This is a genomic window from Arenimonas daejeonensis, assembly GCF_007993735.1.
Lineage (GTDB): Bacteria > Pseudomonadota > Gammaproteobacteria > Xanthomonadales > Xanthomonadaceae > Arenimonas > Arenimonas daejeonensis.
The window spans coordinates 287,379-312,054 of record NZ_CP042453.1 but is presented as its reverse complement, the minus strand read 5'-3'; the positions used below and the strand labels follow the sequence as shown (position 1 = coordinate 312,054).

The window sequence follows — 24,676 nt, the reverse complement described above, 5'->3', positions numbered from 1 at the left end:
CGCTCAGGCCACGTGCCGCGAGCGCGCCTGCGCCGCGTGCCGGCCCAGGGCGCGTTCGATGCGCACGAACACTTCCCGGATCAGGCCCGCCTCCGGCAGCAGCGTGATGCGGAAGTGGCGCGAGTCCGGCACGTTGAAGCCGCTGCCCGGCACCACCAGCACGTCCTCGGTCTCCAGCAGCTCCAGCGCGAAGGCCTGGTCGTCGAAGCCCTTGGCGGCGTCGCCGATCACGCGCGGGAAGGCGTACAGCGCGCCCGACGGCGCCACCAGGTCCAGGTGTTCGCTGGCGGCGCAGCTTTCGATCACCGCGCGGCGCGATTCGTGCAGGCGGCCGCCCGGGTCGGTGAGTTCGCGGATGGTTTCCGGGCCGGTCAGCGCCGCCGGCACCGCGAACTGCGCCGGCACGTTCGCGCACAGGCGCAGCGCGCTCAGCAGGTCCATCGCGTGGTGGTAGTCGCCGACCTTCACCGGATCGCCCGACAGCACCGCCCAGCCCACGCGCCAGCCGCAGGCGCGCCAGACCTTCGACAGGCCGCCGAAGCTCAGGCAGGGCACGTCGCCGGCCAGCGGCGCCAGCGGGGTGAACACCGCCTCGTCGTAGAGGATGCCGTCGTAGATCTCGTCGGCCATCAACAGCAGCTTGTGTTTCGCGGCCAGCTGGACCAGCTGCTGCAGCAGCTCGCGCGGATAGTTCGCGCCGGTCGGGTTGTTCGGGTTGATCACCACCAGCGCGCGGGTGCGCGGCGTGATCAGCTTTTCGATCTGCTCGGGATCGGGCAGGAAACCATCCTCCGGCGCGCAGCGGTAATACACCGGCCGGCCCTGGTTGAGGATGGTGGCGGCGCTCCACAGCGGATAGTCGGGCGAGGGCAGCAGCACTTCCTCGCCGGGATTGAGCAGGGCGCGCAGGGCGATGTCGATCAGCTCGCTGACGCCGTTGCCGACGAACACGCGTTCGGCGGTGGCGTTCGGCGTGCCGCGGTGGCGGTGGAATTCGGCGATGGCCTCGCGCGCCAGCGGCAGGCCCTGCTGGTGCGTGTAGGGGTCGGACTCGTGCACGTTGCCGGCGATCGCGGCCTGCAGGTGGTCCGGGGCGCGGAAACCGAAGGCGCCGGGGTTGCCGATGTTCAGGCGGATCAGGTGGCGGCCCTGGCCCTCCAGCTCGCGGGCGCGACGGGAAAGCTCACCGCGGATGTCGTAACGGACCTCGCGCAGGCTTTCGCGGGTCGGCAGGGGCGTATGGGGCATGTCGCAGTGGCTCGAAACAGGGGTCTGGCCCGAGATTAACGGAACTTTGACGGGCTTTCAGCCGAATTCTCCAGCCGGGCGCTATCATCCGGCCCAATGCAGCCCACACCCGAAGCCCTCGACCGCCTGCGCGCCATCGGTTGGCCCGACGACGACGCCTGGCGCGAGGCCCTGGCCGCGGCCGAGGGCGCCCGCCTGGCCCGCGTGGTCGGCCAGCACCGCAGCGCCTACGACGTCGCCACCCAGGCCGACGAGATCCTGAAGGTGCAGCCACCCCTGCCCTGGACCCGCCCGCGTTTCCCGCCGGAACAGCGCGCCGCGGTCGGCGACTGGGTCACCTGGACGCCGCCGGCAGGAACATCCTGGCCCTGCTGCCGCGCCGCTCCATCCTCAAACGCGGCGCTGCCGGCGAGCACCACCGCCAGCAGCTGATCGCCGCGAATGTTGATCATGTGCTGGTGGTCGTCGGCCTGGACCAGGACTTCAACCCGCGCCGGATCGAACGTTACCTGGTGCTGATCCGCGCCAGCGGCGCCGACCCGGTGCTGGTGCTGACCAAGGCCGACGAGTGCGAAATCGTGCAGGACTGCATTGACCTGCTGCTGGAAGTGGAAGAGAGCGGCGTGCCGATCCATGCGATCAACGCCAAGGACAAGGCCTCGGTGGCGGAACTGGCGCCCTACCTCGGGCCGGGCCACACGGTGGTGCTGGTCGGCAGTTCGGGTGCGGGCAAGTCCACGCTCACCAATACGCTGCTGGGCCGCGAGAAGATGAAGACCAATACCGTGCGCAGCAACGATTCGCGCGGCCGCCACACCACCACCAGCCGCGTGCTGACGCCGCTGCCGCAGGGCGGCTGCCTGATCGACACGCCGGGCATGCGCGAAGTGAAGTTCAGCGGCGACGAGGACATCGTCGATGCCTTCGAGGACATCGAAGCCCTGGCCACCGGCTGCCGCTTCCGCGACTGCGTGCACGGCAACGAACCGGGCTGTGCGGTGCAGGCCGCGATCGAAGAAGGCACGCTGGACGAAGCGCGCTTCATGCATTTCGTGAAACTGCGCGACGAACTCGAGGCCGCCGCCGTGACCCAGGCCCAGCGGCGCGCCGAGGAAGCGCTGCTGCAGAAGGCCGCGCACAAGCGCAACAAGGACAAACTGGGCCGGCGATGAAGGGCAACGCCGACCCGTCCCTGGCCCACCACGCCGCGCTCGACGCCCGCCTGGTTGTCGCGGTCCGCAACCTGCGCCTGCTGCAGTCGGTCAGCTGGCCGCAGCACCTGCAACAGGAATTCCTGTCCGCCTGGCACAGCGGCCGCGCCGCACTGCCGGTGGTCGACTACGCGATCCAGGACCTGTCCGGCGTGCGCCGCGAACTGGAGGCGATCACCGCCGCGGCCGATGCGGCGCACCCGATCGGCATCTACCTGCAGCGCACCGCCGAAAGCTGGATCGTCGCCACCCAGCTGCTCGAAACGCTGGGCACGCCGGCGGTGACCGAACATTCGGTGCGCCTGTTCGGCCGCCCCGGCGAAGCCTTGCCTGGCGGCGGCACCAGCAACCTCGACGCCGCACGCCACTTCATCGATCTGGCCGACGAACTCGACCAGGAGCTCTCGCACGAGGCCGACTACGTGCTGTCGGCGCAGACCGTGCAGGAAGAACTGCAGCTCGCGCTCGACCGTTTTTCACCGGCCACAAGGTCACGGTCGAACTCGACCCGGAACTGATTGCCAAGGCCGCCGCCGGCCCGACCCGCATCCGACTGCGCAGCAGCACCGGCTTCAGCGAGTACGACCGCCACCAGCTGCTCGAACACGAAGCCTTCGTGCACACGCTGACCGCGCTGAACGGCCGCGAGCAGCCACATTTCAAGTCGCTGGCACGCAATTCGCCGCGGGTCACCGCCACCCAGGAGGGGCTGGCCACCTTCGCCGAACTGATCACCGGCTCGATCGACATCGAGCGCATGAAGCGCATCAGCCTGCGCATCGTCGCCATCCACATGGCCCTGCATGGCGCGGATTTCATCGAGGTGTTCCGTTACTTCCTGGCGTCCGGGCAGACCGAGATCGAGAGCTTCGCCTCGACCCAGCGCGTGTTCCGCGGCGTGCCGGTCACCGGCGGCGCCGCCTTCACCAAGGACACCGTTTACCTGCACGGCCTGCTGAGCGTGCACACCTTCTTCCGCTGGTGCCTGCGCCACCGCCGGCTGCGGCTGACCCGGCTGCTGTTCGCCGGCAAGATGACTCTGCAGGACGCGTTCGCGTTCGAACCGCTGTTCGACCAGGGCCTGCTGGCCGAGCCGCTGTACCAGCCGCCCTGGATCCAGCGCGCCAACGGCCTGGCCGGCATGCTGGCGTTTTCGCTGTTCGCCAACCGCATCCACCTCGACCGCGTGGACGCCGACGACCTGGTGCTGGGCCTCTAGCCGGCACGTCCGCAGAGGAAGTCCACGACTTCACGCACGACCCCGGTTTCGGTAAGTGCGCGGTTGTGGCGCAGTCCGCGGGTGATCAGCAGGCGTGAGCCCGGCAGGGCGCGCGACAGGCGCACCGCTTCACCGACGGGCACCACGCGGTCGTCGCTGTCGTGCACCAGCAGTGCAGTGGCCGCCAGCCCCTGCACACGCCGCGCCACGTCCACCTGCTGAGCCGGCACGCCCAGGCGCTGGTCCACCAGGCGCCGGAAGCGGCGGTAGGCGCGCCGCGACAACTGCAGTCCGCGCGAGCTGCGGTTCAGCGCCCCGGCCAGGGCCGAAGGTGCCGCCAGCGTGGCCACCCGCTGCGCGGCCAGGCCTTCGTGCATCGCCATCAGCGCCGCCGCGCCGCCCATCGAATGACCGACCACGGCCTCGACGCCGCGCAGTTCCGCGGCGGCCTCCAGCAGCGCCTGCTTGAACTGCAGCACGTTCGAATCGCCGCCACTGCCCGGCAGGTGCGCCGGGGCATAGAGCGCGATCACCTGCCGCCCCGACCGCAACAGCTCCGGCAGCAGTCGCGCGAACTGGCTGGGGCGTCCTTCCCAGCCGTGCATCGCCAGCACCACCGGGCCCGAGTGGCCCCAGCGCAGCGCACGCTGGCCGAACCGGAAGGTGATCGGCTCGGCGCAGGCCAGCGCCGCCTTTTCCCAGTCCTGCGGCGCGGGCGGCTGCGGCCACAGCACCAGCCGTCGTGCCAGGCGTGCACTCAGCGCCGGCACCACGTGTCCCAGCCACCGGTGCAGGGTGGGAAGGGCGGCCCAGCGGCGCCACCACGCGGGCGCCGACGGGAAGTGCCCGGACGCTCCGGTCAGGGACGCGTTCATGCCGCGGATCCCGCCGGCTGCCGCCAGCGTGGCAACAGGCTTCCGGCGTCGAGCACCGGCCACTGCGCCGTCACCAGTCCGGCCTGCGCCATCTGCTGCGCCAGCCTGCCTTCGGTGTAGGCCTGCAGCGTTTCGCTGCAGCCACCGATGTGTTCGCCAGCGACGAACACCTGCGGCACCGTGGCCTGGCCGATGCGCGCGCGCATCGCGGCACGCACCCGGTTGCCCAGGTCGCCGGCCTGCAGTGCGGGCGTGTCCAGGTCGATACGGCGTACCGGCACGTCGAGGCGTTCGAACAGCCGGCTCAGCGTCCAGGTGAACTCGCACCAGGCCAGCCCCAGCATCACGACCGGCGTTTCCGGGTCGGCCAGCGCCGCCGACAGCCAGGCCTCGGCTTCGACGTCCACCGCCGCCGGCACGGGCGTCGCCGGCGGCGGTGCCGCGGGGGCGGTGCATCGAAGCGCGCGGTGGGCGAGGAACGCGAGATGTCCCATTCCTGCGCATCCATGTCCTGGCCGATGCCCTCGAACAGCGGCGTGCTCAGGTAGCGCTCGCCGGTGTCGGGCAGCAGGCACAGCACGTGCGCGCCGGGGTGTTCGCGCAGCAGCTGAAGCGCGCCCGCGACCGTGGCGCCGCTGGTGATGCCGGCCAGCACACCCTCGCGGCGCGCCAGTTCACGCGCGCAGCGGATCGCCTCGTCGCCGGACACCGGCAGCACGCGGTCCAGCGAACCTTCGCTGCGTGCCAGCTCGGTGTGCAGCGCGATGAAATCGGGCGTCCAGCCCTGCATCGGATGCGGGCGGAAGTCCGGATGACTGTCGCGTGCGCTGCCATCTTCGGCGCGGTCCTGGTGACGGCCGGCCGCCAGCAGCGGCGCGTTGTCGGGTTCGCAGACCACCAGGCGCGTGTCCGGGCGGAACTTGCGCAGCACCGGGCCGATGCCGCGCAGCGTGCCGCCGGTGCCGGCGCCCAGCACCACGAAGTCCAGCGGCTTGCCGTTGAAGGCCTCGACGATCTCGGGCCCGGTCGTGCGCGCGTGCGCCTGGGCATTGGCCTCGTTCTCGAACTGCCGGCACCAGAACCAGCCGTGCCGCTGCGCCAGTTCGCGCGCCTTCGCGACCATGCCGCTGCCCTTGAGGTGGGCCGGCGTCAGCACCACGCGCGCGCCGAGGAAACGCATCAGCCGCCGGCGTTCGACGCTGAACTGCTCGGCCATCACGATCACCAGCGGATAGCCCTTGGCGGCGCACACCATCGCCAGCGCGATGCCGGTGTTGCCGCTGCTGGCCTCGACCACCGTCTGGCCGGGGCGCAGTTCGCCGCTGCGTTCGGCGGCTTCGATCATGGCCAGGGCCATGCGGTCCTGACCGAACCGCCGGGGTTGGCGGATTCGAGTTTGGCGTAAAGCGAACCGCCGACGGGGGCGAGGCGGTTCAGGCGCAGCACGGGCGTGCCGCCTATCAGATCGGTTACAGAATCGAACATGGGGAACTCCGGGAATCAGGGGAACGCGGCGGTGCCTCGCACCGCCGCGTGGATCGTCCGTCCCACCTTCAGGTGTGGGACGTCGCCGGGCGGCGGGACTTGCCGGACAGCCGCGGCAGGATCATCGGCACGCGTTTGCGGTAGTCCTCGTACTCGGGCAGTGCGTCCACCAGATCGCGTTCCTCGAACTGGATCGCCACGAAGATGTAGGCCGTGGTCATCAGTGCGAACACCATAAGGTGCGCCACCGTCATGGTCGGCGTGGCCCAGAACGCGAACAGCCAACCCAGGTACAGCGGATGCCGCACCAGCCGGTACGGGCCGGGCGTGCCGAACTTCAGCGGCTTGTAGGGGATGCCGCGGAAGTTCAGCCAGACCTGGCGCAGGCCGAACAGGTCGAAGTGGTTGATCAGGAAGGTGCTGACCAGCACCAGCAGCCAGCCGAACGCGAACAGGCCGTGCATCACGCCACGCGCGAACGGTTCGTCGATGTCCCAGACCACGCCGCCCATCGGCTGCCAGAACCAGAACAGCGCGATCAGCGCCAGGCTCGAGAACAGCACATAGGTGCTGCGCTCCGCCGCCTCGGGCACGAACTGCGTCCACCAGCGCTTGAACGCCGGCCGCGCCATCACGCTGTGCTGCACGGCGAACGCGGCCAGCAGGCCCAGGTTCACCAGCAGCGCCTGGCCCAGCGGCACGATCGCCGCCGAGTCCATCGAACGCGGCACGAAAAGGTTGCCGACGAAACCGGCGGCATAGCAGAAGGTCGCGAAGAAGATGGCGTAGCTCACCACGCCGTAAAGCAGGATCAGGAAACGTTGCATGAAGGTTCTCCTCGGGTCAGCCCAGGTCGAGCGACAGGGACAGGTAATGGCGGTCGATCTCCGCCGGGCGTTCGCGGTAGGACGGCACGGTGCGGAAGCCGGCCAGGCGGTACAGGCGCAGCGCGTCGCCCATGCGTTCGCTGGTTTCCAGGCGGATTTCGCGATAGCCCAGGCGCCGGGCATCGCCGATCGCGCGCGCCAGCAGCTGGCGGGCGAAACCTTCGCCGCGGAATCCGCGGTGCACGTACAGCCGCTTGAGTTCGGCCGTGTCCGGCATGCCAGGCAGTGCCTGGATGCCGACGATGCCGATCGGCTGGCCCAGGCAGCGTGCCAGCAGCAGGGCGCCGTCCGGGTCGCGGTATTCAGGCAAGACGGCGCCGTCGGCGTTTCCCCAGCTGTCCGTGCGCAGGATCTGCGCCGCCAACCCGGGGACGTCGGCGAACAGCGTGGCCAGGCCACGGGCGAAGTCGCCCAGCAGGTGGTCGGCGGCCATCAGGGCCGCGCCGCCGGTGACGACTTCGATCAGCGCGCCCCGGCGGTCAGGGGCGACCGTGCCGAAGCGGGAAAGGGGCCGGCGCTCGGACACGCGGGGCCGGACTGCGGTGAACATGAGGAGGACTCCAGGACTGACGCGGGACATTCCGCGGGGCGCAGTCTCGGGAGTGGCCCGGCGGCGGTCTTGACCGCGCGCGGACCGGTTTCTGACCAGTTTGTGACCCGGGCCGGGCCGGTCTGGAAATCCTGCAGGATCAGCGGGTTGGAGACTCCGCTTTCAGCGCGTGGCGGCCTTGCGGGCGTCCAGCCGGGCCTGGTCGCTGGCCTGCCAGCGCTGTCCGGAGGCGATCCGGCCGGCTTCTTCGCGTGCCAGGGCGCCGGCGGCATCGCCGCGTGCGGCCAGCAGCGCCGCCTCGACCTGGAACTGCAGCGGGTCGCCCGCCAGTTCCGGGGCCGACAGCGCCAGCTCGCGCTCCGCCGCCGCCAGGTCGCCGCTGTCCACCCAGGTCTGGGCCAGCCAGGCGTGCAGCTGGGCGCTGCGGCGCGGGTCGTCCATGGCCTGCGCCACGGCCAGCGCCTGTTCGAACCAGGCCCGGGCCCCGGCGGCGTCGCCGGCTTCCAGCCGGAACATGCCCAGGTTGCGCATCACGTCCAGCCGCATCGTGTCCGAGCCTTCCGGCGGGATCGAAGCCAGCAGCGCCTTCGCTTCCCGTTCGGCGCGCGGCCGGTCGCCTTCGGCCGCGGCCAGGCGCGCCAGCCACAGGCGCTGGCGCTGCACGCCGATCGGGTCCTCGCTTACCGCCATCAGTTCCATGGCCTGCGTGAGGTAACGCCGCGCATCCGCATGGCGGCCCAGGTCCACGCTGTATTGCCCCAGCAGCGACGCGGCGGACGCCTGCCGCGGTCCTGCTTGAGCTCCGTGGCCAGCGCCAGTGCTTCGCGCGCCGTCTCCGAAGCGGTTTCCAGGTCGCCCAGCTGCGCCTGCGACGTGGACAGCGCGATCAGCGCGGCCACTTCGCTGGTCGGGTTCCGCAGCGCGCGGTGCAGGCTCACCGTTTCCTGCGCCAGGTCGCGCGCTTCCTCGAACCAGCCCTGGCGCCGCCGCAGGTTGGCCAGCGAATTTAGCGCCACCGCTTCGCTGCGGCGGTTGCCCTGCAGCCGGAACCCGGCCACCGCCGCTTCGATGTGCGCACTGGCGCTGACCAGGTCACCCTCGCGCAGGGCCAGCTGGCCCTGCGAATGGCGCAGTTCCGGCGACGGCGTCTCCATGCCGGTGCGCCGCTGCACTTCGATCGCAGCCGTCAGGTGTCCGCGCGCCGCGGCGAAACTTTCCGAGTACGTTTCCAGGATGCCCAGGCGCGACAGCACCGACACTTCGGCATCCGGGTCGCCCAGTTCGCGCGCCAGCGCCAGGGCCTGTTCCAGCAGCGGGCGTGCCAGTGCGTTGTCGCCGGCGCGCCAGTGCAGCGTGGCCAGCTGGTTGCGCGCCGACAGCCGCTGCAGCGTGTCGCCGCCCTGGTCGGCTTCCGCCAGCAGCATTTCCAGCTGTTCGCGCGCGGTCGCGATGTCGCCCAGTTCCAGCAGGCCGTTGGCCAGCTGCAGCCGTGGCCAGAACGCGTCCGGTGCCTGTTCCAGCGCCAGCTGGAAATAACGCTGCGCGCCGGGCATGTCGCCCTGCATCCGCAGCGCCAGCCCGCGCAAGTAGGCCTCGTTGGCGAAGCTGTCCTCGATCAGCGGCGCGGTGTCGCCGGACTGTCCCAGGCTCACCCCGAGGTCGGCCGCCGCCGCGCGCGCCAGCGCCGGCACGTCCGGTGCCACCACGCGGCGCCGGCGCAGCGTGCCTTCGGGTCCGGCGACGTCGAAGTCCAGCCGCAGCTGGCCGGGGCCGCGCGACAGGCTTGCCGACACGAGGTGGGTGGCGCCGTGGGCCTGGCGCAGGCGTGCGTTGCGTTCGTCCGGCGGCAGCGCCTGCAGCGCTTCGGTCAGGTCGAACACATCGCCGGGCGGCACCACCGGGACCTGGCTGCGCAGGGTCTCGGTCAGCGCCTCCATCAGGCCCAGCCGGGCCCAGTCGTAGCGTGATTCGCCGGTGGCGTTTTCGACCGGCAGTACCGCCACCCGGACCGGCCCGTCGGGCAGCGCGCTGTGCTCGGCCCGCTGCTGCATCCACCAGCCGCCGGCCAGCGCCAGCAGCAGCGCGGCCAGGCCGGCCAGCAGCCAGGTGCGGGCCCGCCGCCCGGACGATGCTGGCGGCAGGTCGGCGGGCGGGGGCGAATCCACGGGCTGCAGCGGCGGTTCGGGTGCTTCGGCTGCGGGCCTTGCGGGGTGTCGTCTGCCGCCGGTTCGCCGGCCTCGGGTTCCGGTGCGCTCCGGGCCGCGCCGCGGCGTTCCAGGATCGGTTCCACCGCGGCGATGAAGCGGTAGCCGCGGCCGTGCACGGTCAGGATCACCGCCGGGTCGTCGGCTTCGTCGTCCACCGCGCGCCGTGCCTTCATCACGCAGCGGCTCAGCGCCGCTTCGGTGACCACCTGGCGCGGCCACACCGCGTCCAGCAGCTCGTTCTTTTCCACCGCGCGACCGCGGTGCGCCAGCAGGTAGGCGATGAAGTCGAAGACCTTGGCCTGCAGTTCCACCGGCTGGCCGTCGCGCAGCAGCAGGCGCGCGGCCGGGTGCAGTTCGAAGCGGCCGAAGCGGAAGGCGCCGGTCGGGTCGGGCACCGGGGAATCGCTGGAGCCTGAGCCTGCGTTCATCTGGGGGCATCAAACGGCCATGGCCGGGGACGAGGATAACGCAAGCCCGGTACCCGTACGGCCGCGTCCGGCGGCCGGGGCCGCTACAATCGGGCTCCCTCCAGCCGGCCCTGCGCCGGTGACGAATCGAGCCCATGTCCGAACAAGAAGACTTCAACAAGGCCGCCCTCGACTACCACCGCCAGGCGCCCGCGGGAAAGATCCGCGTGATGCCGACCAAGGCGATGGTCACCCAGCGCGACCTGGCCCTGGCCTACTCGCCGGGTGTCGCCGCCGCCTGCGAGGCCATCGTCGCCGACCCGGGCGAGGTCAGCGCGCTCACGGCGCGCGGCAACCTCGTCGGCGTGATCACCAACGGCACCGCGGTGCTGGGCCTGGGCAACATCGGCCCGCTGGCGGGCAAACCGGTCATGGAAGGCAAGGGCGTACTGTTCCAGAAGTTCGCCGGCATCGACGTGTTCGACATCGAGATCAACGAAACCGACCCGGACAAGCTGGTCGAAATCATCGCCTCGCTCGAACCGACCTTCGGCGGCATCAACCTCGAGGACATCAAGGCGCCCGAGTGTTTCGTGGTCGAGAAGAAGCTGCGCGAGCGGCTGAAGATCCCCGTCTTCCACGACGACCAGCACGGCACCGCCATCATCGTCGGCGCCGGCGTGCTCAACGCGCTGCAGGTGGTGGGCAAGAAGATCGACGAAGTGAAGCTGGCCGTCAGCGGCGCCGGCGCCGCCGGCATCGCCTGCCTGGACATGCTGGTGGCGCTGGGCGTGAAGCCGGACAACATCCTGGTCAGCGACAAGGACGGCGTGCTGCACACCGGCCGCGCCGACCTGCAGCCCGGCGGCACCAATGCCGGCATCGTGCGCTACGCGCGCGACACCACGGCGCGGACGCTGGCCGAGATCGTCGCCGGCGCCGACGTTTTCGTCGGTGTGTCCGCGGGCGGCGTGCTCAAGCCCGAGATGGTCAAGACGATGGCCGACAAGCCCGTCATCTTCGCGCTGGCCAACCCGACCCCGGAGATATCGCCCGAACTGGCCAAGGCCGCGCGCCCGGACGCGATCATCGCCACCGGCCGCAGCGACTTCCCGAACCAGGTCAACAATGCCCTGTGTTTCCCGTACATCTTCCGCGGCGCACTGGACGTGGGCGCGACCACCATCAACGAAGAGATGAAGCTGGCCTGCGTGCGCGCCATCGCCGAGCTGGCGCGGCGCGAGGCCACCGACCTGGGCACCGCCTATGCCGGCGAGACCCCGCGTTTCGGCCCCGAATACCTGATCCCGCGCCCGTTCGATCCGCGCCTGCTGGTGTCGCTGGCCCCGGCCGTGGCGAAAGCGGCGATGGAGTCGGGCGTGGCCACGCGGCCGCTGGCCGACATCGCCGCCTACCGCGACCACCTGATCAGCTGGGTGTTCCGCACCGGCCTGCTGATGAAGCCGGTGTTCGACCGCGCCCGCGCCGACCGCAAGCGCGTGGTCTATGCCGAAGGCGAGGAAGAGCGGGTGCTGCGCGCGGTGCAGACCGTGGTGGACGAAGGCCTGGCGCGCCCGATCCTGATCGGCCGCCCGGCGGTGATCGAACGCCGCATCTCGCGCCTGAACCTGCGCCTGCGCATCGGCGTGGACGTGGACGTCACCAACATCGACGACGACCCGCGTTACAACGACTACTGGCAGCTTTACCACGAGATCATGCAGCGCAAGGGCATCACGCCGTCGGCGGCCAAGGCGCTGGTGCGTTCGCGCGACGTGGTCATCGCCGCGCTGATGGTGCGCCGGGGCGAGGCCGATGCGATGCTGTGCGGCCTGGTCGGGCGTTTCGTGCGCAACCTCAAGTACGTGCGCGAGATCCTGGGCCTGGAAAGCGAGTGCAAGCGCGTGTCGGCATTGAGCGCAGTGCTGAACGACAGCGGCGTGCTGTTCTTCACCGACACCCACGTCAATGTCGAGCCGACCGCGGCCGAGGTCGCCGAGTCGGTGGTGCAGGCGGCGTTCCGGCTCAAGCTGTTCGGCATCGTGCCCAAGGCGGCCCTGGTCAGCCATTCCAACTTCGGGTCCAGCGAATCGCTGAGCTCGCGCAAGATGCGCGACGCGCTGCAGCTGCTGCACGAACGCGCCCCCAGCTCGAGGTCGAAGGCGAGATGCACGCCGACCTGGCGCTCAACGAATCCGCGCGCAGGCTCATCTTCCCGAACTCCAGGCTTTCCGGCCGCGCCAACCTGCTGGTGTTCGCCAACCTGGACGCGGCCAACGCCGGCTACAACCTGGTGCGGTCCGTCACCGACGGCGTCGGCATCGGCCCGATCCTGATGGGCCTGGCCGCGTCGGCGCACGTGCTGACGCCCTCGGCCACCGTGCGGCGCGTGGTCAACATGACCGCGATCGCCGCCGTGGACGCCCAGATCCGGGCCGCGCGGGCCTGAAGCATGGCCACCACCGCCGTCGTCCAGCCCACGTTGTTCGGGTCGGTGGCGGTGGCGGATGTTCCACCGGTGGCCACGATCCTGCTGCTGGCCTACCGGATGCAGGACACGATCGTCGAATCGCTGCAGTCGGCGCTGGCCCAGACCGTGCCCTGCGAGATCATCGTTTCCGACGACTGTTCGGGTGACGAATCGCTGCAGCGCATCGCGCCGCTGGTGCGTGACTACCGCGGTCCGCACCGCATCCGCGTGCGCAGCACGGCGCAGAATCGCGGCCTGTGCGCCCACCTGGCCGAGCTCGCACCGTTGGCGGGCACCGGCATCCTGGTCTTCCAGGCCGGCGACGACATCGCCTATCCGCACCGGGTCGAGCGGCTGGTCGGACACCTGCGCCGGCATCCGCAGGCGATGATCGTCGGTTCCTCGGTGAACGACATCGATGCGCACGGCGAGATCATCAAGCCACGCAACCGCGGCCAGCAGGCGGTGCTGACCCAGCAGGCGCTGCGCCGCGCCGGCCGCATGATCACCGTGCTCGGCGCCTCGATGGCGGTGCGGCGCGAACTTTTCACCGGTTTCCCGCCGCTGCAGGGCCGGGTCGAGGACAACGCCCTGCAGCTGCGCGCCGTCCTGGTCGGTGAATGCCACTGCATTCCGGAGCCGCTGCTGGGTTACCGCCGGCACGCGGACAGCCTCGGCAACTGGGTGTTCGACCGCAGCGGCAATGACGCCGCCACCTGGGAGCGGCGCCAGCAACGCGTCGCGCAGATGTACCACGAGGTCGCCGACGACCAGGAGCGCTGCATCGCCGCCCGCCCCGACCTGCCGGCCGACCGCCGCGAGCAGGGCCGCGGACTGGCGACGATGTACCGCCTGGAAGCACGCATGCGCGAAGCCCTGCTCGAACCCGACCGGCGCAAGTGGCTGGCCCCGCTCTGGGCCGGCCTGAACTACCCCGGCCTGCGCCGCAAGGCCGCCGAACGTTCGCTCAAGCTGCTGCTGCCCGCCGCTGGATCCGCGGCTAGGCGCCAGGCCGCGCGTCAGCCGCGGCGTTCGAGCCTGAGCGTCAGCACCGTGATGTCGTCCGACTGCGGCGCCGTGCCGGCGAAGGCATGCGCGGCCGCGACCAGCGCTTCGGCCTGGGTGCGCGCATCCCGCCGTGGATCGAGCGTCTCGAGCAGACGCTGCTCGCCGAAGGGCTGATTGTCGGGGTCGAAGGCTTCGGTCACGCCGTCGGTGTAGAGCACCAAAGTGTCGCCCACGGCCAGGCGACCGGTCCACAGCGGGAACTCGCCCTCGGCCTCGAACCCCAGCGGCCCGCCGCCGGCAAAAGCCAGCAGTTCGCGCCGGCCGTCGGCCCGCAGCAGCACCGGCGGATCATGCCCGGCGCTGGCCAGCCACAGGTTGCCATTGCCCAGGTCCACGCGGCCGCACAGCACGGTGGCGAACATGCAGGTGTCGTTGCCGTCCACCAGGTGCCGCGCCGCTTCCGCCAGCGCCAGTTCGGGCGAACCGGCCCACTGCGCCGCCGCCTCCAGCACCGTCATCGTGCGTGCCATGAACAGCGCCGCCGGCACGCCCTTGTCCGACACGTCGCCGATCAGGAACCACAACCGGCCATCCCCCTGGTCGAAGTGGTTGTAGAAATCGCCGCCCACCGCCTTGGCCGGCTCCAGCGTGGCGTGCACGGCGGCACGCAGCCCCAGGCCGTCGTAGCTGCGGTCCGGCGGCAGCATGGCGCGCTGGATGTCGCGGGCGATGTCGAGTTCGCTCTCCAGCTTCTGGCGTTCGCTGGCAAGGGTGGCGATCTCGTCCAGCTGGAACCGGATCGAATCGCGTGCCCGTTCCGGCGCCCGCGCCATCACGCCGACCTCGTCGCCACGGGTGTCGTGCGGCACCGGCCAGTCGAACTCGCCGATGGCGAAATGGCCGGCCGAACCGGTGAGTTCACTCAGCGGCACCGTGATCCGGCGCGCCAGCCGCTGCACCAGCACCGCCACCACCAGGGTCGCCAGCAGGCCGCCCAGCGCCAGCCACAACGCCTGGCGGCGCAGCTCGCCCAGCACGATGTTGTGCGACAGCGCCAGCTGCAGGGTCCAGCCCGAACCGCCGATCGGCGCCAACACCGAGAACCGGCGCTCGCCGTTGGCCGGCACCACATGCGTCAGCTCGATCCGCTCGCCACGCGCACGCGCCGCTTCGATCGGCCGCAGGTCGCCGCGGCCCTCGGCCTCGATGTATTCGGCCAGCGTGTACTTGAGCGCCATGCCCGGGTCCGGATGTACCGCCAGCGTGCCTTCCGGCGCGATCAGCGTGGCGCGCTGGCCGGGAACCTGGCGCAGATTGTCCAGCAGCTCCGACAGGCGCCGCACCGGCACGTCCAGGCTGACCATGCCGATCGCGGTGCCGGCGTCGTTCCGCAGCGGCAGGTTCAGCGTCACCATCCAGACGCCGCCGGCGGTTTCGTTGAAGTACGGCTCCGACCACCACGGCGCGCTTGCGGCCAGCGTGCGCTGGTACCGGGGCTGGGCATGGGCGTCGTAATCCTCGGCCATCAGGTCGAGGTCGCGGCCTCCGCGTTTGGCCACGCCGACGTAATAGGCCATCGGCTTGCTGTCGGCCAGCACGTACGGTTCCAGCGCCACCAGCCCGCCGACCGCGTTGGCGTCGGCCTCCAGCAGGGTCCGCAGCGCCTGCACCAGGCCTTCGCGTTCCAGGCCCAGGTCATTGAACAGCCCCACCAGGCCTTCGCCGGTGATGCGCACCGAGCCCATCGCCGCTTCCAGCCGTTCGGCGGCCTGGCGCACTTCGAACCGCGTGCGGGCCTCGGCCTCGAAGCTCATCTGCCGCTGCACCACGAAATAGGCAAGGCCGAAGCCGGTCAGCAGCAGCCCTGCCACCGGGTGCCGAACCACAGCATCAGGCGCGTGCGCAGGCTGTTCCGCCAGGGAACCTGCAGCGCGTCGGACGGGTGGGGGCCGTTCATGGGCGGGGCGCGGCGGCGCCCGGCTCAGTCGTCGTCGTCGTTGCCGCGAAGCACCTTCTTCTGCATCGCGTCCAGGTAGGCGTCGGCTTCCTGCACCGAGGAGAAGATCTCGTCCAGCGGCACCGCCTTCACCACGTCGAACACCTTCTGGATCTGCGGCTTCGGGTTCACCACGACGACTTTGCCGCCGCGCGCGGACAGCGCCTTGCGCGCCTTGAAGATGGAACGCACGCCGGCCGAGCTGATGTAGTCCAGGCCGGCCAGGTCCAGCACCAGCGACTGGATGGACGACCCCAGCACCGGCGCCAGCTGCTGGTCCAGGTCTCCATAGGTATGCGTGTCCAGCCGGCCGGCCAGGGCCACGCGCTGGTTGCCGTTGCTGGCGGGGGCGATCTCGATGCTCAGGCTCATGCGGACGACTCCGGATAGGGGATGTGCAGGACGATGCGCAGGACGTTGTGGTGGTCGTCGCGAGTGTAGGCCACTTGTTCGGCCAGTTCCTTGATCAGGTGCACGCCCAGGCCGCCGATCGGGCGGTCGTCGATGTCGGCGTCCAGGTCGGGCGGCGGCTGCGACAGCGGGTCGTAGGCATGGCAGTTGTCGCGGAACTCGAGAGCCAGCCGGTTGCCCTCGACCGAGGCCAGCAGTTCCAGTGCCGGCTCGTGGCCGTCGGCGCAGCCGTGGCTGAGCACGTTGCAGGCCACTTCCTCGACCACCAGGTGCACGTCGTGCATCACGGTGGCCGGCAGGCCGTGCCCGGCCAGGCCGGCGTCGACCTGGGCGATCAGGTCGCGGACCGCATGTTCGGGCAGGGGCGGCTGCAGCTGCGCCTTCACCGCGAAACGCTCACGGGTGCGGGCATCGCGCTTGTAGCGGATGGCCAGCACGGTGATGTCGTCGGACTGCGGGGCGCCGTCCGCGAAGGCGTGCACGTGCCGCACCATCGACTGGCACTGGGCCCGCGTGTCCAGGTCGGGGTCGAGCGCGGCCAGCAGGCGGTCGGAGCCGAAGGGATTGTTGTCACGGTCGAAGGCCTCGGTGATGCCGTCGGTGTAGGTGAACAACGTATCGCCCGGCATCAGTCGGCCACGCCATGCCGGGTAACCCTCGGCCACGTCCACGCCCAGCGGGCCTTCGGTGGGCACCGGCACGAACTCGCGGCGGCCGTCGGCGCGCAGCAGCACCGGCGGCTCGTGGCCGGCGCTGGCCAGGGCCAGGGCACCGGTGCGCAGTTCGATCACGCCGCACAGCACGGTGGCGAACATGCAGGTGTCGTTGCCTTCCACGAGGTGCTTGGCGGCTTCCTGCAGCGCCTTGCCCGGCGAACCGCCCAGCTGCGCCGCCACTTCCAGCACCGTCATCGTGCGCGCCATGAACAGCGCCGCCGGCACACCCTTGTCCGACACGTCGCCGATCACGAACCACAGCGAATCGCCGTCGCGCTCGAACAGGTTGTAGAAATCGCCGCCCACCGCCTTCGCCGGCTCCAGCAGGCCGTGGAACTCCAGGTGCACCTCGCCGGCGTCGAACTGCGCGCCGGTCGGCAGCATCGCCTGCTGGATGTCGGCGGCGATGTTGAGTTCGCCCTCCAGCCGCGCCCGCGCCGCGCCCATGTCGGCGATCTCGCTCATCTGCCGCTTGATCGAACCGCGGGCGCTGTCGAAGGTGCGCGCCATCACGCCCACCTCGTCCTCGCGCTCGGTGTGGCTGATCGGGTAGTCGAACTCGCCGGCGGCGAAATGCCGCGCCGATTCGGTCAGGTCCTCGATCGGCTTGGCGATCAGCCCGGAATAGCGCCGCACCGCGCCCACGCACAGCGCCACGCCCAGCAGGCCACCCAGCAGGCCCCACAGGGTGATGCGGTTGAGCTGGGCCAGGATGTAGCGTTCGTCCACCGACAGGGTGAAGGTCCAGCCGGTGGTGCCGATCGGTTCGCCGAAGGTGTAGCGCACCATGCCGTCGCCCACGCCCGGGCCGTCGCCGACCACGACATGGCGCAGCTCGATCTTCTCGCGCCGCTTGATCTTGTCGGCCAGCGGCACCAGGTCGCTGCGGCCGTGTTTTTCGATCAGCGATTCCACGGTTTCCTTCATCATGAAGCGTGGGTCGGAATGCACCACCAGCCGGTACTCCGGTGAAATCAGCACCGGCACGATCTCCGGGTGGCCGGGCAGTTCGCCCAGGAGCGAGCGCAGGCGCTGCACGGGCACGTCCACGCTGACCATGCCGATCACCGCACCGTCCGGCCCGTCGCCGGTACGGCGCAGCGGCAGGTTGTAGGTGGTGAAGTACTGGTTGGCGGTGGCCTCGTTCACATAGGGCTCCGACCACCGGGGCGCCACGCCGGTGGCCGTGGTGCGCACGTACCAGGGCATGACCCGGTAGTCGTAGCCCAGGTCCTCGACCGACTGTTCGACAAAACCCATCGTGCCGCGGCGGATGTACCAAGGTGAAACCCGGGTCGTCCGGCGCCAGCCGGCCCGGTTCGATGATCAGCATGGCGCCGGCGATGTCCGGGTCGGACACCACGGTGGACATCAGCAGCGAACGCAGCGTGACCGGTGCACGCCCCACGGCGGTGGCGTTGCCGGCCAGGGTCTGGCCGCTGACCTGCACGCTGTCCAGGGTGGCCAGCAGGCCGCGTGAGGTCTGCTGGGTCAGGTTGCGGACTTCGGTCTTGGCGTTTTCGATCAGCACGCCGCGGATGGCCGCGTAGAACACCGCCGCCACGCCCAGCAGCAGCAGGATGCTGGTCAGGGACGACCAGAACATCAGCCGCGTGCGCAGGCTGTGGCGCCAGCCGAGGCGTCGCGCGGTGGATCCGGCGGTGGCGGTACGGATCGAGTCCATGGCTCCCCGGGGACAGGCCGGGACAAGGCCCGCCGGCCCCCAGCATAGCCTTGCCGGGCCCGGTTCCGTGAACACGTACGGGGGGCGTCGGGCCGGCCCCCTGCGTTAAACTCCGGGGCCTGCGCCATAAACAACAAGGGTCCGCCGGATCGCCGGGGGCGCCTCACGGAAGGGAAGGTTATGAACTGGCTCACCGACGTCCTGGAAACGATCTCGACCCCACCGAGACCCGCGAGTGGATCGAATCGCTCAAGGCCGTGCTCGACACCGACGGTCCCGAACGCGCCCACCAGCTGCTCGAGCGCATGGTCGAACTGACGCGCCGTGCCGGTGCCCACCTGCCGTTCCAGCCGACCACCGAATACATCAACACCATCCCGGCGCACCTGGAAGCCAAGTCCGACGGCGACGCCGACCTCGAGTGGCGCATCCGCAGCATCATCCGCTGGAACGCGATGGCGATGGTGGTGCGCGCCAACCGCAAGCCGGGCGACCTGGGCGGCCACATCGCCAGCTTCGCTTCGGGCGCCACGCTGTATGACGTGGGCTTCAACCACTTCTGGCGCGCGCCGAGTGAATCGCACCCGGGCGACATCCTCTACATCCAGGGCCACAGCTCGCCGGGCATCTACGCGCGCAGCTTCCTGGAAGGCCGCATCAGCGAAAACCAGCTCGACAACTTCCGCATGGAAGTCGACGGCAAGGGCATCTCCAGCTACCCGCACCCGTGGCTGATGCCGGACTACTGGCAGACCCCGACCGTTTCCATGGGCCTGGGCCCGATCAGCGCCATCTACCAGGCGCGCTTCCTGAAGTACCTTGAACACCGCGGCCTGATCGAACCCAGCGACCGCAAGGTCTGGTGCTTCCTGGGCGACGGCGAGACGGACGAGCCCGAGAGCCTGGGCGCGATCGGCGTCGCCGGCCGCGAAGGCCTGGACAACCTGGTCTTCGTCATCAACTGCAACCTGCAGCGCCTGGACGGCCCGGTGCGCGGCAACGGCAAGATCATCCAGGAACTGGAAGGCAGCTTCCGTGGCGCCGGCTGGAACGTGCTCAAGCTCGTCTGGGGCAGCTACTGGGATCCGCTGCTGGCCCGCGACACCGACGGCAGCCTGAAGAAGCTGATGATGGAAACCGTGGACGGCGAATACCAGAACTGCAAGGCCTTCGGCGGCGCCTACACGCGCGAGAACTTCTTCGGCAAATACCCGCAGACCAAGCAGCTGGTCAGCAGCCTGAGCGACCAGGACATCGCCCGCCTGAACCGCGGCGGCCACGACCCGCACAAGGTCTACGCCGCCTACCACCAGGCCGTGAACCACAAGGGCCAGCCCACCGTGATCCTGGCCAAGACGGTGAAGGGTTACGGCATGGGCAGCTGGGGCGAGAGCCTGAACCCCACCCACCAGACCAAGAAGCTGGACGACAGCGCGGTGAAGGCTTTCCGCGACCGCTTCCAGATCCCGGTCAGCGACGACAAGCTGGCCGAGGTGCCGTTCTACCACCCGGGCGAAAAGAGCCCGGAAGTGGAATACCTGCGCAGCCGCCGCGAGAAGCTGGGCGGGTTCCTGCCGCAGCGCCGCCGCAAGACGTCGCACGAACTCAAGGCGCCGAAGCTCGAAGTGTTCGACCGCCTGCTGAAATCAACGGGCGACCGCGAGAACAGCACCACCATGAGCTTCGTGCAGGCCCTGAACATCGTGCTGCGCGACAAGCAGGTGGGCCCGCGCTGCGTGCCGATCGTCGCCGACGAGGCGCGCACCTTCGGCATGGAAGGCCTGTTCCGCCAGATCGGCATCTACGCGCCGCACGGCCAGAAGTACAAGCCGGTCGACGCCGACCAGCTGATGTACTACCGCGAAGACATCACCGGCCAGGTGCTGGAAGAGGGCATCACCGAAGCCGGCGCCTTCAGCAGCTGGATGGCCGCGGCCACCAGCTACAGCAGCTCCGACCAGCCGATGCTGCCGTTCTACATCTACTACTCGATGTTCGGCTTCCAGCGCATCGGCGACAGCGCCTGGCAGGCGGCCGACATGCGCGCGCGCGGCTTCCTGCTGGGCGCCACCGCGGGCCGCACCACGCTCAACGGCGAAGGCCTGCAGCACGAAGACGGCCACAGCCACCTGCTGGCCGGCGCCATCCCCAACTGCAAGGCCTACGACCCGACCTTCGGCTTCGAAGTGGCGGTCATCCTGCAGCACGGCATGCAGCGCATGCTCGAAGACCAGGTGGACGAGTACTACTACCTGACCCTGATGAACGAAAGCTACACCCACCCGGACATGCCGGAAGGCGCGGCCGAGGGCATCCTCAAGGGCATGTACCTGCTCAAGGACGCCGGCAAGCCCAAGAAGGGCGAACTGCGCGTGCAGCTGCTGGGCAGCGGCACCATCCTGCGCGAGGCCATCGCCGCGGCCGAACTGCTGGACAAGGACTTCGGCGTCAGCGCCGACATCTGGAGCTGCCCCAGCTTCACCGAACTGCGCCGCGACGGCTTCGAGGCCGAACGCTGGAACCGCTTCCACCCGGAAGACAAGCCCAAGCAGGCCTACGTCACCACCTGCCTGGAAGGCCGCCAGGGCCCGGCCATCGCCGCCACCGACTACGTGCGCGCCTTCGCCGACCAGATCCGTGCGTTCGTGCCGATGAAGTACACCGTGCTGGGTACCGACGGCTTCGGCCGGTCCGATACCCGCGCCAATCTGCGCAGGTTCTTTGAGGTCGACCGGTACTACATCGCCCACGCGGCGATTGCGGCGCTGGCGGCGGAGGGGAAGATGAATGGGAAGGATGTGGCGCGGGCGATCAAGCAGTACAAGATCGACGTGGAGAAGGTGAATCCAGTTCTTGTTTGACTTCCCCGGAAGCAGGGCAAGAGGGGCGGCTTATGGCCGCCCCTTTTCTTTTGAGCTGCGAGATTTCCTGCCCCTGTTGGTGCCGCTTGGCTCGACGTTGGCAGCAGAACTCCTATGTGGAGGCCGGGGCAGATAGGACATTCCGCTGTGCGTTCCTGGCGCATGGTGCTGGCTTGGCGATACCCGTCCAGCAAGTCGCCGCCAGTGCCCGGAACGAAGATCCAGGATGCCTGCAATCAAGCCGAACCCCACGTCGGAAATGGGCGCCATTGACGCCTATCCGCATCAGGCGTAGATTCCCCGGTGATCTTCATCGAGACCAGCGTTTTCACGCAGGCCGTCGAGGTCCTTCTGGACGACGATGCCTACGCCCTGCTGCAGCAGCACCTGACCGAGTTCCCGGAAGCGGGCGACCTGCTGAAGAACACGGGCGGGTTGCGCAAGATCAGGTGGTCTTCCGGCGGCAAGGGAAAACGGAGCGGAGTACGGGTGATCTACTACCACCTCAGTTCCGACTTCCAGATCCGCATGCTGTTGATCTACCGCAAAGGCATCCAGGACAAACTCACGCCAAGGCAGGCCGCCTTGCTCCGGAAAATCAACGAGGAGTGGCAGTGATGGACAAGCGGCTGTTCAAGAAGCTGGCCGCCAGCATGCGGGAAATGGGCGAGATCACCCGCGGCGAGCGCGCGCCTTCGCGCCGGTTCGAGATCACCGCTATGGACGTGCAGGAGATCCGCAAGTCCACCGGCCTGTCGCAGGCGAACTTCGCGCGCATCATCCACGTGCAGCTGGGCACCCTGAAGAACTGGGAACAGGGCCGCCGCGACCCGACGGGGCCCGCCAAGGCCCTGCTGCAGGTCATCCGCAAGGACCCCGCGCACGTGCTGAAGGCACTGTCGGACGCCGACGGCTAAGCTAGTTCGGTGCGTCCGCTTTCGAACTATTCCGTTGAAAAACTCGCTTTCTGACTGGCGGCTGGGTCTGGCGGTTTGACCGGATCAGTGATTACTTCGCCAGGGGAGACGGAAAAATGGGCGCGCAAGCGCCCATAGTCCTCAAAGGGCCGTTGCCATTGCCGCTTCGGGGCTTTTCGGCATCAACCATGCTGCCATTCTTCGTAAATTCTGCGCCGTGGCGGCCAGCAGGAACTCATCTCGAGCACCCTTCAGGCCGCGCAGTCGTAACCGGTCCAACTTCAAGATGCGTTTCAGGTGCGCGAACAGCATCTCGACCTTCTTCCGGTGCCGCCGTGATTGTTCGTATCGTTTCGTCTTTGCCAGCTGGCGCGCCACGTCTCGCGCGGCCTCGTTCACCTGGCGAGCGATCTTCCGGTGCGTCGTGTTGGGGCAGCACCTCGACTTCAGTTCGCAGCCGGCGCATTCGTGAACATTGCTGCGATAGATCAGCGTGTTGTCCGCGGTTGGATTGCCGCTGGATCGCAGCGGCTTACCTTGAGGGCAGTGATATTCGGCCGCGGCCGCGTCCCAAGTGAAGTCGGATCGCCCCAGCGTCCCATCCTTGCGCTCAGCTTTGTCCCAGACCGGCACGTGGGGCTCGATATTCTTCTCATCCACCATCCAGCCCAGCATTTCCGAGGTGCCGTAGGCGGTGTCGCCGATCAGCCGGTTCGGCTTGATGTCGAAGCGCTCCTCGACCCGATCGACCATCGTCCGGGTGGCTTCAACCTCGTCGCTTCGGTAGGCCGGCGTCGCTTCCACATCGACGATGACGCCGGCTTTGACGTCGATCAGGTAGTTGGTCGAGTAGGCGTAGAAGGCCGGGCCACCCGGCGCCGCTGTCCACTGCGCCGCGGGGTCGGTGAGCGACACGTTCTTGGGTGGCGTGCGCGGCGCCTCCGCGTCGTCCAGCGCCTCCAGGTACTCGCGGACCGGGCGCGTGAGCGGCGACTCCCGGTCCCAGGCCGCGTCGGCGCCAGGCACGCCCTTCTGCCGATTGGCATCTGCCTTGATCACGCTGGCGTCGATAGCGAAACCCTCGCCGCCGACAAGACCTTCGGCCAGGCAGCGCTCGAGCACCTTCTCGAACACGAAGCGCAGAGTGTCGTTGTCCCGGAAGCGACCGTGGCGGTTCTTGGAGAACGTCGAGTGGTCCGGCACGGCATCTTCCAAGCCCAGCCGGCAGAACCACCGATAGGCCAGGTTCAAGTGGACCTCTTCGCACAGCCGACGCTCGGAGCGGATGCCGAAGCAGTAACCGACGATCAGCATCCGGATCAGCAAGGCCGGATCAATCGAGGGGCGCCCGGTGTGGCTGTAGTGCGGGGCCAGGTGCTGGTGCAGCTCACCCAGGTCCAGGAACTGGTCTATGCCGCGGAGTAGGTGGTTCGCAGGGACGTGGTCTTCGAGGTTGAAGGCGTAGAACAGGGGCGCTTGCCCGGCTTCCTGACGTCCCATCATCGCTGCGATTTCCGCTGGATCGATGGGAAATTATTTGATCACTCCAGAAGCGCGTCATCAATAGCTTCGCGGAGCTACTGGCTAAGTACGGAGGCTGTCATATCAGTGCGTTTGACACGCTAGCTGCAGCAAGACTTTTGTTCCTGGATCGGCGGGCAGGCGACCGTGCCGTACGAGCAAAACACACAGCAGTCCCCCGACTTTGGGCGCAGCAGTTCACTGCAGCCTAGGCACTCGTAAAAGTACTGGCAGGCGTTGGTCGGCATCGTCTCTGTCGCCTGATGGCCACAATGGGGGCAGGTCAACGTACTTTCCAGCTGCAGCTCAGCCGCCATCTGCGCGCACCTTGGCGGGGAAGCCCGCGTCGGTAATCGCCTGGATTACCGTCTCCACCGAAGTGCTGCCCGGATCGAAGACGACCGTCACCGTCGCCGCCTTGGCATCCACTTGCTTGCCTTGTACGCCGGGCACTTTGTCGAGTGCCTTGCCGATGGTGATGCTGCACGCGGCACACGTCAGGTTCTCCACATCAAGCACCACTTCCTTCGGCGCCACTGCGGTTGCCAGGCCCGCGGACAACGCAAAGAGGAGGCCAGTCATCCATTTGATGCTCATACGCTCTCTCCTAGAAGAACCAGCCGACGTAGTACGGAAACAACAACAGTATTGCGATGCCGATGGTGGCCAGCCACAACCAGCGCCGCCGGCGAGCGAGCGTATTGGGGCTGATGCAGACACCGTCACTCCGGCATCGCGACGAGGGGCCGTAGACAGTCCAGAACGCCACCGCCAAGCACAGGAGCGTCGCGGCACTGAACCAGGGCCGCCAGGCGTCCAATGCCGTCAGGTTTGCAATCCACGCGCCGCTTATGCCCATCAAGACCAGCGCCAACGGCACCACGCAGCATATCGAAGCGCCTATGGCCGCCAGGGAGGCGAGGAGGATGGACGGCGTGGTCAGCTTGGTGGGTTGGGCAGCCATGGGCGCATACTACCTTCCGTACCCGGGTACGGAGTCAAG

19 protein-coding genes and 5 pseudogenes are annotated in these 24,676 nt (G+C 69.0%); 8 read left to right on the top strand and 16 right to left on the bottom strand.

The genetic code is table 11. From position 1 onward, the window contains the following. Window positions 1-3: 3 nt before the first annotated feature. Entirely contained in the window at window positions 4-1,248 is a 1,245-nt protein-coding gene (locus FRZ33_RS01550; RefSeq protein WP_146907166.1) for an aminotransferase class I/II-fold pyridoxal phosphate-dependent enzyme, read from the bottom strand. 96 nt (window positions 1,249-1,344) lie between these two features. Between FRZ33_RS01550 and rsgA the strand changes: the two are divergent. Both rsgA and FRZ33_RS01540 read left to right on the top strand, forming a co-directional pair. Further along, a pseudogene (gene rsgA / locus FRZ33_RS01545) lies at window positions 1,345-2,420 on the top strand (ribosome small subunit-dependent GTPase A). Further along, a pseudogene (locus FRZ33_RS01540) lies at window positions 2,417-3,678 on the top strand (peptidase MATCAP family protein). The pseudogenes rsgA and FRZ33_RS01540 overlap by 4 nt, the downstream one beginning before the upstream one ends. Here FRZ33_RS01540 and FRZ33_RS01535 read toward each other — a convergent pair. From FRZ33_RS01535 to FRZ33_RS15740, 8 genes and pseudogenes are all read right to left on the bottom strand, one after another. Beyond that, window positions 3,675-4,553: an alpha/beta fold hydrolase gene (locus tag FRZ33_RS01535; RefSeq protein WP_146907165.1), complete on the bottom strand. Its 879-nt coding sequence runs from the start codon at window positions 4,551-4,553 to the stop codon at window positions 3,675-3,677. The pseudogene FRZ33_RS01540 and the gene FRZ33_RS01535 sit on opposite strands and share 4 nt — an antisense overlap. Beyond that, window positions 4,550-4,972, bottom strand: coding sequence for a glutaredoxin family protein (locus FRZ33_RS01530; protein ID WP_146907163.1), 423 nt, complete (start codon window positions 4,970-4,972; stop codon window positions 4,550-4,552). The genes FRZ33_RS01535 and FRZ33_RS01530 overlap by 4 nt, the downstream gene beginning before the upstream one ends. A 71-nt stretch (window positions 4,973-5,043) precedes the next feature. After that, a pseudogene (locus tag FRZ33_RS01525) lies at window positions 5,044-6,038 on the bottom strand (PLP-dependent cysteine synthase family protein); the annotation flags it as partial. Window positions 6,039-6,106: 68 nt separating this feature from the next. Further along, a complete protein-coding gene (mddA, locus tag FRZ33_RS01520; RefSeq protein ID WP_146907161.1) occupies window positions 6,107-6,865 on the bottom strand; it encodes a methanethiol S-methyltransferase in 759 nt (252 codons plus the stop codon). A 16-nt stretch (window positions 6,866-6,881) separates the two neighbouring features. Continuing rightward, complete coding sequence (locus tag FRZ33_RS01515) at window positions 6,882-7,475, bottom strand: GNAT family N-acetyltransferase (RefSeq protein ID WP_158637045.1); 594 nt, start codon at window positions 7,473-7,475, stop codon at window positions 6,882-6,884. A 162-nt stretch (window positions 7,476-7,637) separates the two neighbouring features. After that, window positions 7,638-8,222, bottom strand: coding sequence for a hypothetical protein (locus tag FRZ33_RS01510; protein ID WP_146907158.1), 585 nt, complete (start codon window positions 8,220-8,222; stop codon window positions 7,638-7,640). Then, complete coding sequence (locus tag FRZ33_RS15745) at window positions 8,165-9,040, bottom strand: tetratricopeptide repeat protein (RefSeq protein WP_343195854.1); 876 nt, start codon at window positions 9,038-9,040, stop codon at window positions 8,165-8,167. Before FRZ33_RS15745 ends, FRZ33_RS01510 begins: the two co-directional genes overlap by 58 nt. A gap of 371 nt (window positions 9,041-9,411) precedes the next feature. After that, the gene (locus FRZ33_RS15740) at window positions 9,412-10,077 is read right to left on the bottom strand and encodes a winged helix-turn-helix domain-containing protein (protein WP_227977992.1); all 666 of its coding nucleotides are present in this window, start codon (window positions 10,075-10,077) and stop codon (window positions 9,412-9,414) included. A gap of 167 nt (window positions 10,078-10,244) precedes the next feature. Here FRZ33_RS15740 and FRZ33_RS01495 point away from each other — a divergent pair. Both FRZ33_RS01495 and FRZ33_RS15735 read left to right on the top strand, forming a co-directional pair. Beyond that, window positions 10,245-12,538 (top strand): annotated as a pseudogene (locus tag FRZ33_RS01495) (NADP-dependent malic enzyme). Window positions 12,539-12,541: 3 nt separating this feature from the next. Next, a pseudogene (locus FRZ33_RS15735) lies at window positions 12,542-13,156 on the top strand (glycosyltransferase family 2 protein); the annotation flags it as partial. Window positions 13,157-13,578: 422 nt separating this feature from the next. Here the strand turns inward: FRZ33_RS15735 and FRZ33_RS01485 are convergent. The 3 genes from FRZ33_RS01485 to FRZ33_RS01475 form a co-directional block, all read right to left on the bottom strand. Then, window positions 13,579-15,438: a SpoIIE family protein phosphatase gene (locus tag FRZ33_RS01485; RefSeq protein WP_146907150.1), complete on the bottom strand. Its 1,860-nt coding sequence runs from the start codon at window positions 15,436-15,438 to the stop codon at window positions 13,579-13,581. A gap of 110 nt (window positions 15,439-15,548) precedes the next feature. After that, a complete protein-coding gene (locus FRZ33_RS01480) occupies window positions 15,549-15,935 on the bottom strand; it encodes an STAS domain-containing protein (protein WP_146907148.1) in 387 nt (128 codons plus the stop codon). Next, window positions 15,932-17,950: a SpoIIE family protein phosphatase gene (locus FRZ33_RS01475; RefSeq protein WP_227977991.1), complete on the bottom strand. Its 2,019-nt coding sequence runs from the start codon at window positions 17,948-17,950 to the stop codon at window positions 15,932-15,934. Before FRZ33_RS01475 ends, FRZ33_RS01480 begins: the two co-directional genes overlap by 4 nt. A 23-nt stretch (window positions 17,951-17,973) precedes the next feature. Here FRZ33_RS01475 and FRZ33_RS15730 point away from each other — a divergent pair, with 23 nt between their 5' ends. The 4 genes from FRZ33_RS15730 (at window position 17,974) to nadS (ending at window position 22,152) form a co-directional block, all read left to right on the top strand. Continuing rightward, the gene (locus tag FRZ33_RS15730; protein WP_227977986.1) at window positions 17,974-18,240 is read left to right on the top strand and encodes a hypothetical protein; all 267 of its coding nucleotides are present in this window, start codon (window positions 17,974-17,976) and stop codon (window positions 18,238-18,240) included. Between the two features lie 319 nt (window positions 18,241-18,559). Then, window positions 18,560-21,235: a pyruvate dehydrogenase (acetyl-transferring), homodimeric type gene (gene aceE, locus FRZ33_RS01470; RefSeq protein ID WP_146907146.1), complete on the top strand. Its 2,676-nt coding sequence runs from the start codon at window positions 18,560-18,562 to the stop codon at window positions 21,233-21,235. A 303-nt stretch (window positions 21,236-21,538) separates the two neighbouring features. Then, on the top strand, window positions 21,539-21,853 hold the full coding sequence (locus tag FRZ33_RS01465) for a type II toxin-antitoxin system RelE/ParE family toxin (protein ID WP_146907144.1): 315 nt from the start codon (window positions 21,539-21,541) through the stop codon (window positions 21,851-21,853). Beyond that, the gene (nadS, locus tag FRZ33_RS01460; RefSeq protein WP_146907143.1) at window positions 21,853-22,152 is read left to right on the top strand and encodes a NadS family protein; all 300 of its coding nucleotides are present in this window, start codon (window positions 21,853-21,855) and stop codon (window positions 22,150-22,152) included. The genes FRZ33_RS01465 and nadS overlap by 1 nt, the downstream gene beginning before the upstream one ends. Before the next feature lie 141 nt (window positions 22,153-22,293). Here the strand turns inward: nadS and FRZ33_RS01455 are convergent, their stop codons facing one another. The 4 genes from FRZ33_RS01455 to FRZ33_RS01440 all read right to left on the bottom strand — a co-directional run bounded on the left by FRZ33_RS01455 (window position 22,294) and on the right by FRZ33_RS01440 (window position 24,637). Next, window positions 22,294-23,655: a transposase gene (locus FRZ33_RS01455; RefSeq protein WP_146907141.1), complete on the bottom strand. Its 1,362-nt coding sequence runs from the start codon at window positions 23,653-23,655 to the stop codon at window positions 22,294-22,296. A gap of 119 nt (window positions 23,656-23,774) precedes the next feature. Next, a complete protein-coding gene (locus tag FRZ33_RS15725; protein ID WP_146907140.1) occupies window positions 23,775-23,990 on the bottom strand; it encodes a GDCCVxC domain-containing (seleno)protein in 216 nt (71 codons plus the stop codon). After that, window positions 23,980-24,270, bottom strand: coding sequence for a heavy-metal-associated domain-containing protein (locus FRZ33_RS01445; protein WP_146907139.1), 291 nt, complete (start codon window positions 24,268-24,270; stop codon window positions 23,980-23,982). Before FRZ33_RS01445 ends, FRZ33_RS15725 begins: the two co-directional genes overlap by 11 nt. A 10-nt stretch (window positions 24,271-24,280) precedes the next feature. Beyond that, entirely contained in the window at window positions 24,281-24,637 is a 357-nt protein-coding gene (locus FRZ33_RS01440; protein ID WP_146907137.1) for a mercuric transporter MerT family protein, read from the bottom strand. Window positions 24,638-24,676: the final 39 nt, after the last annotated feature.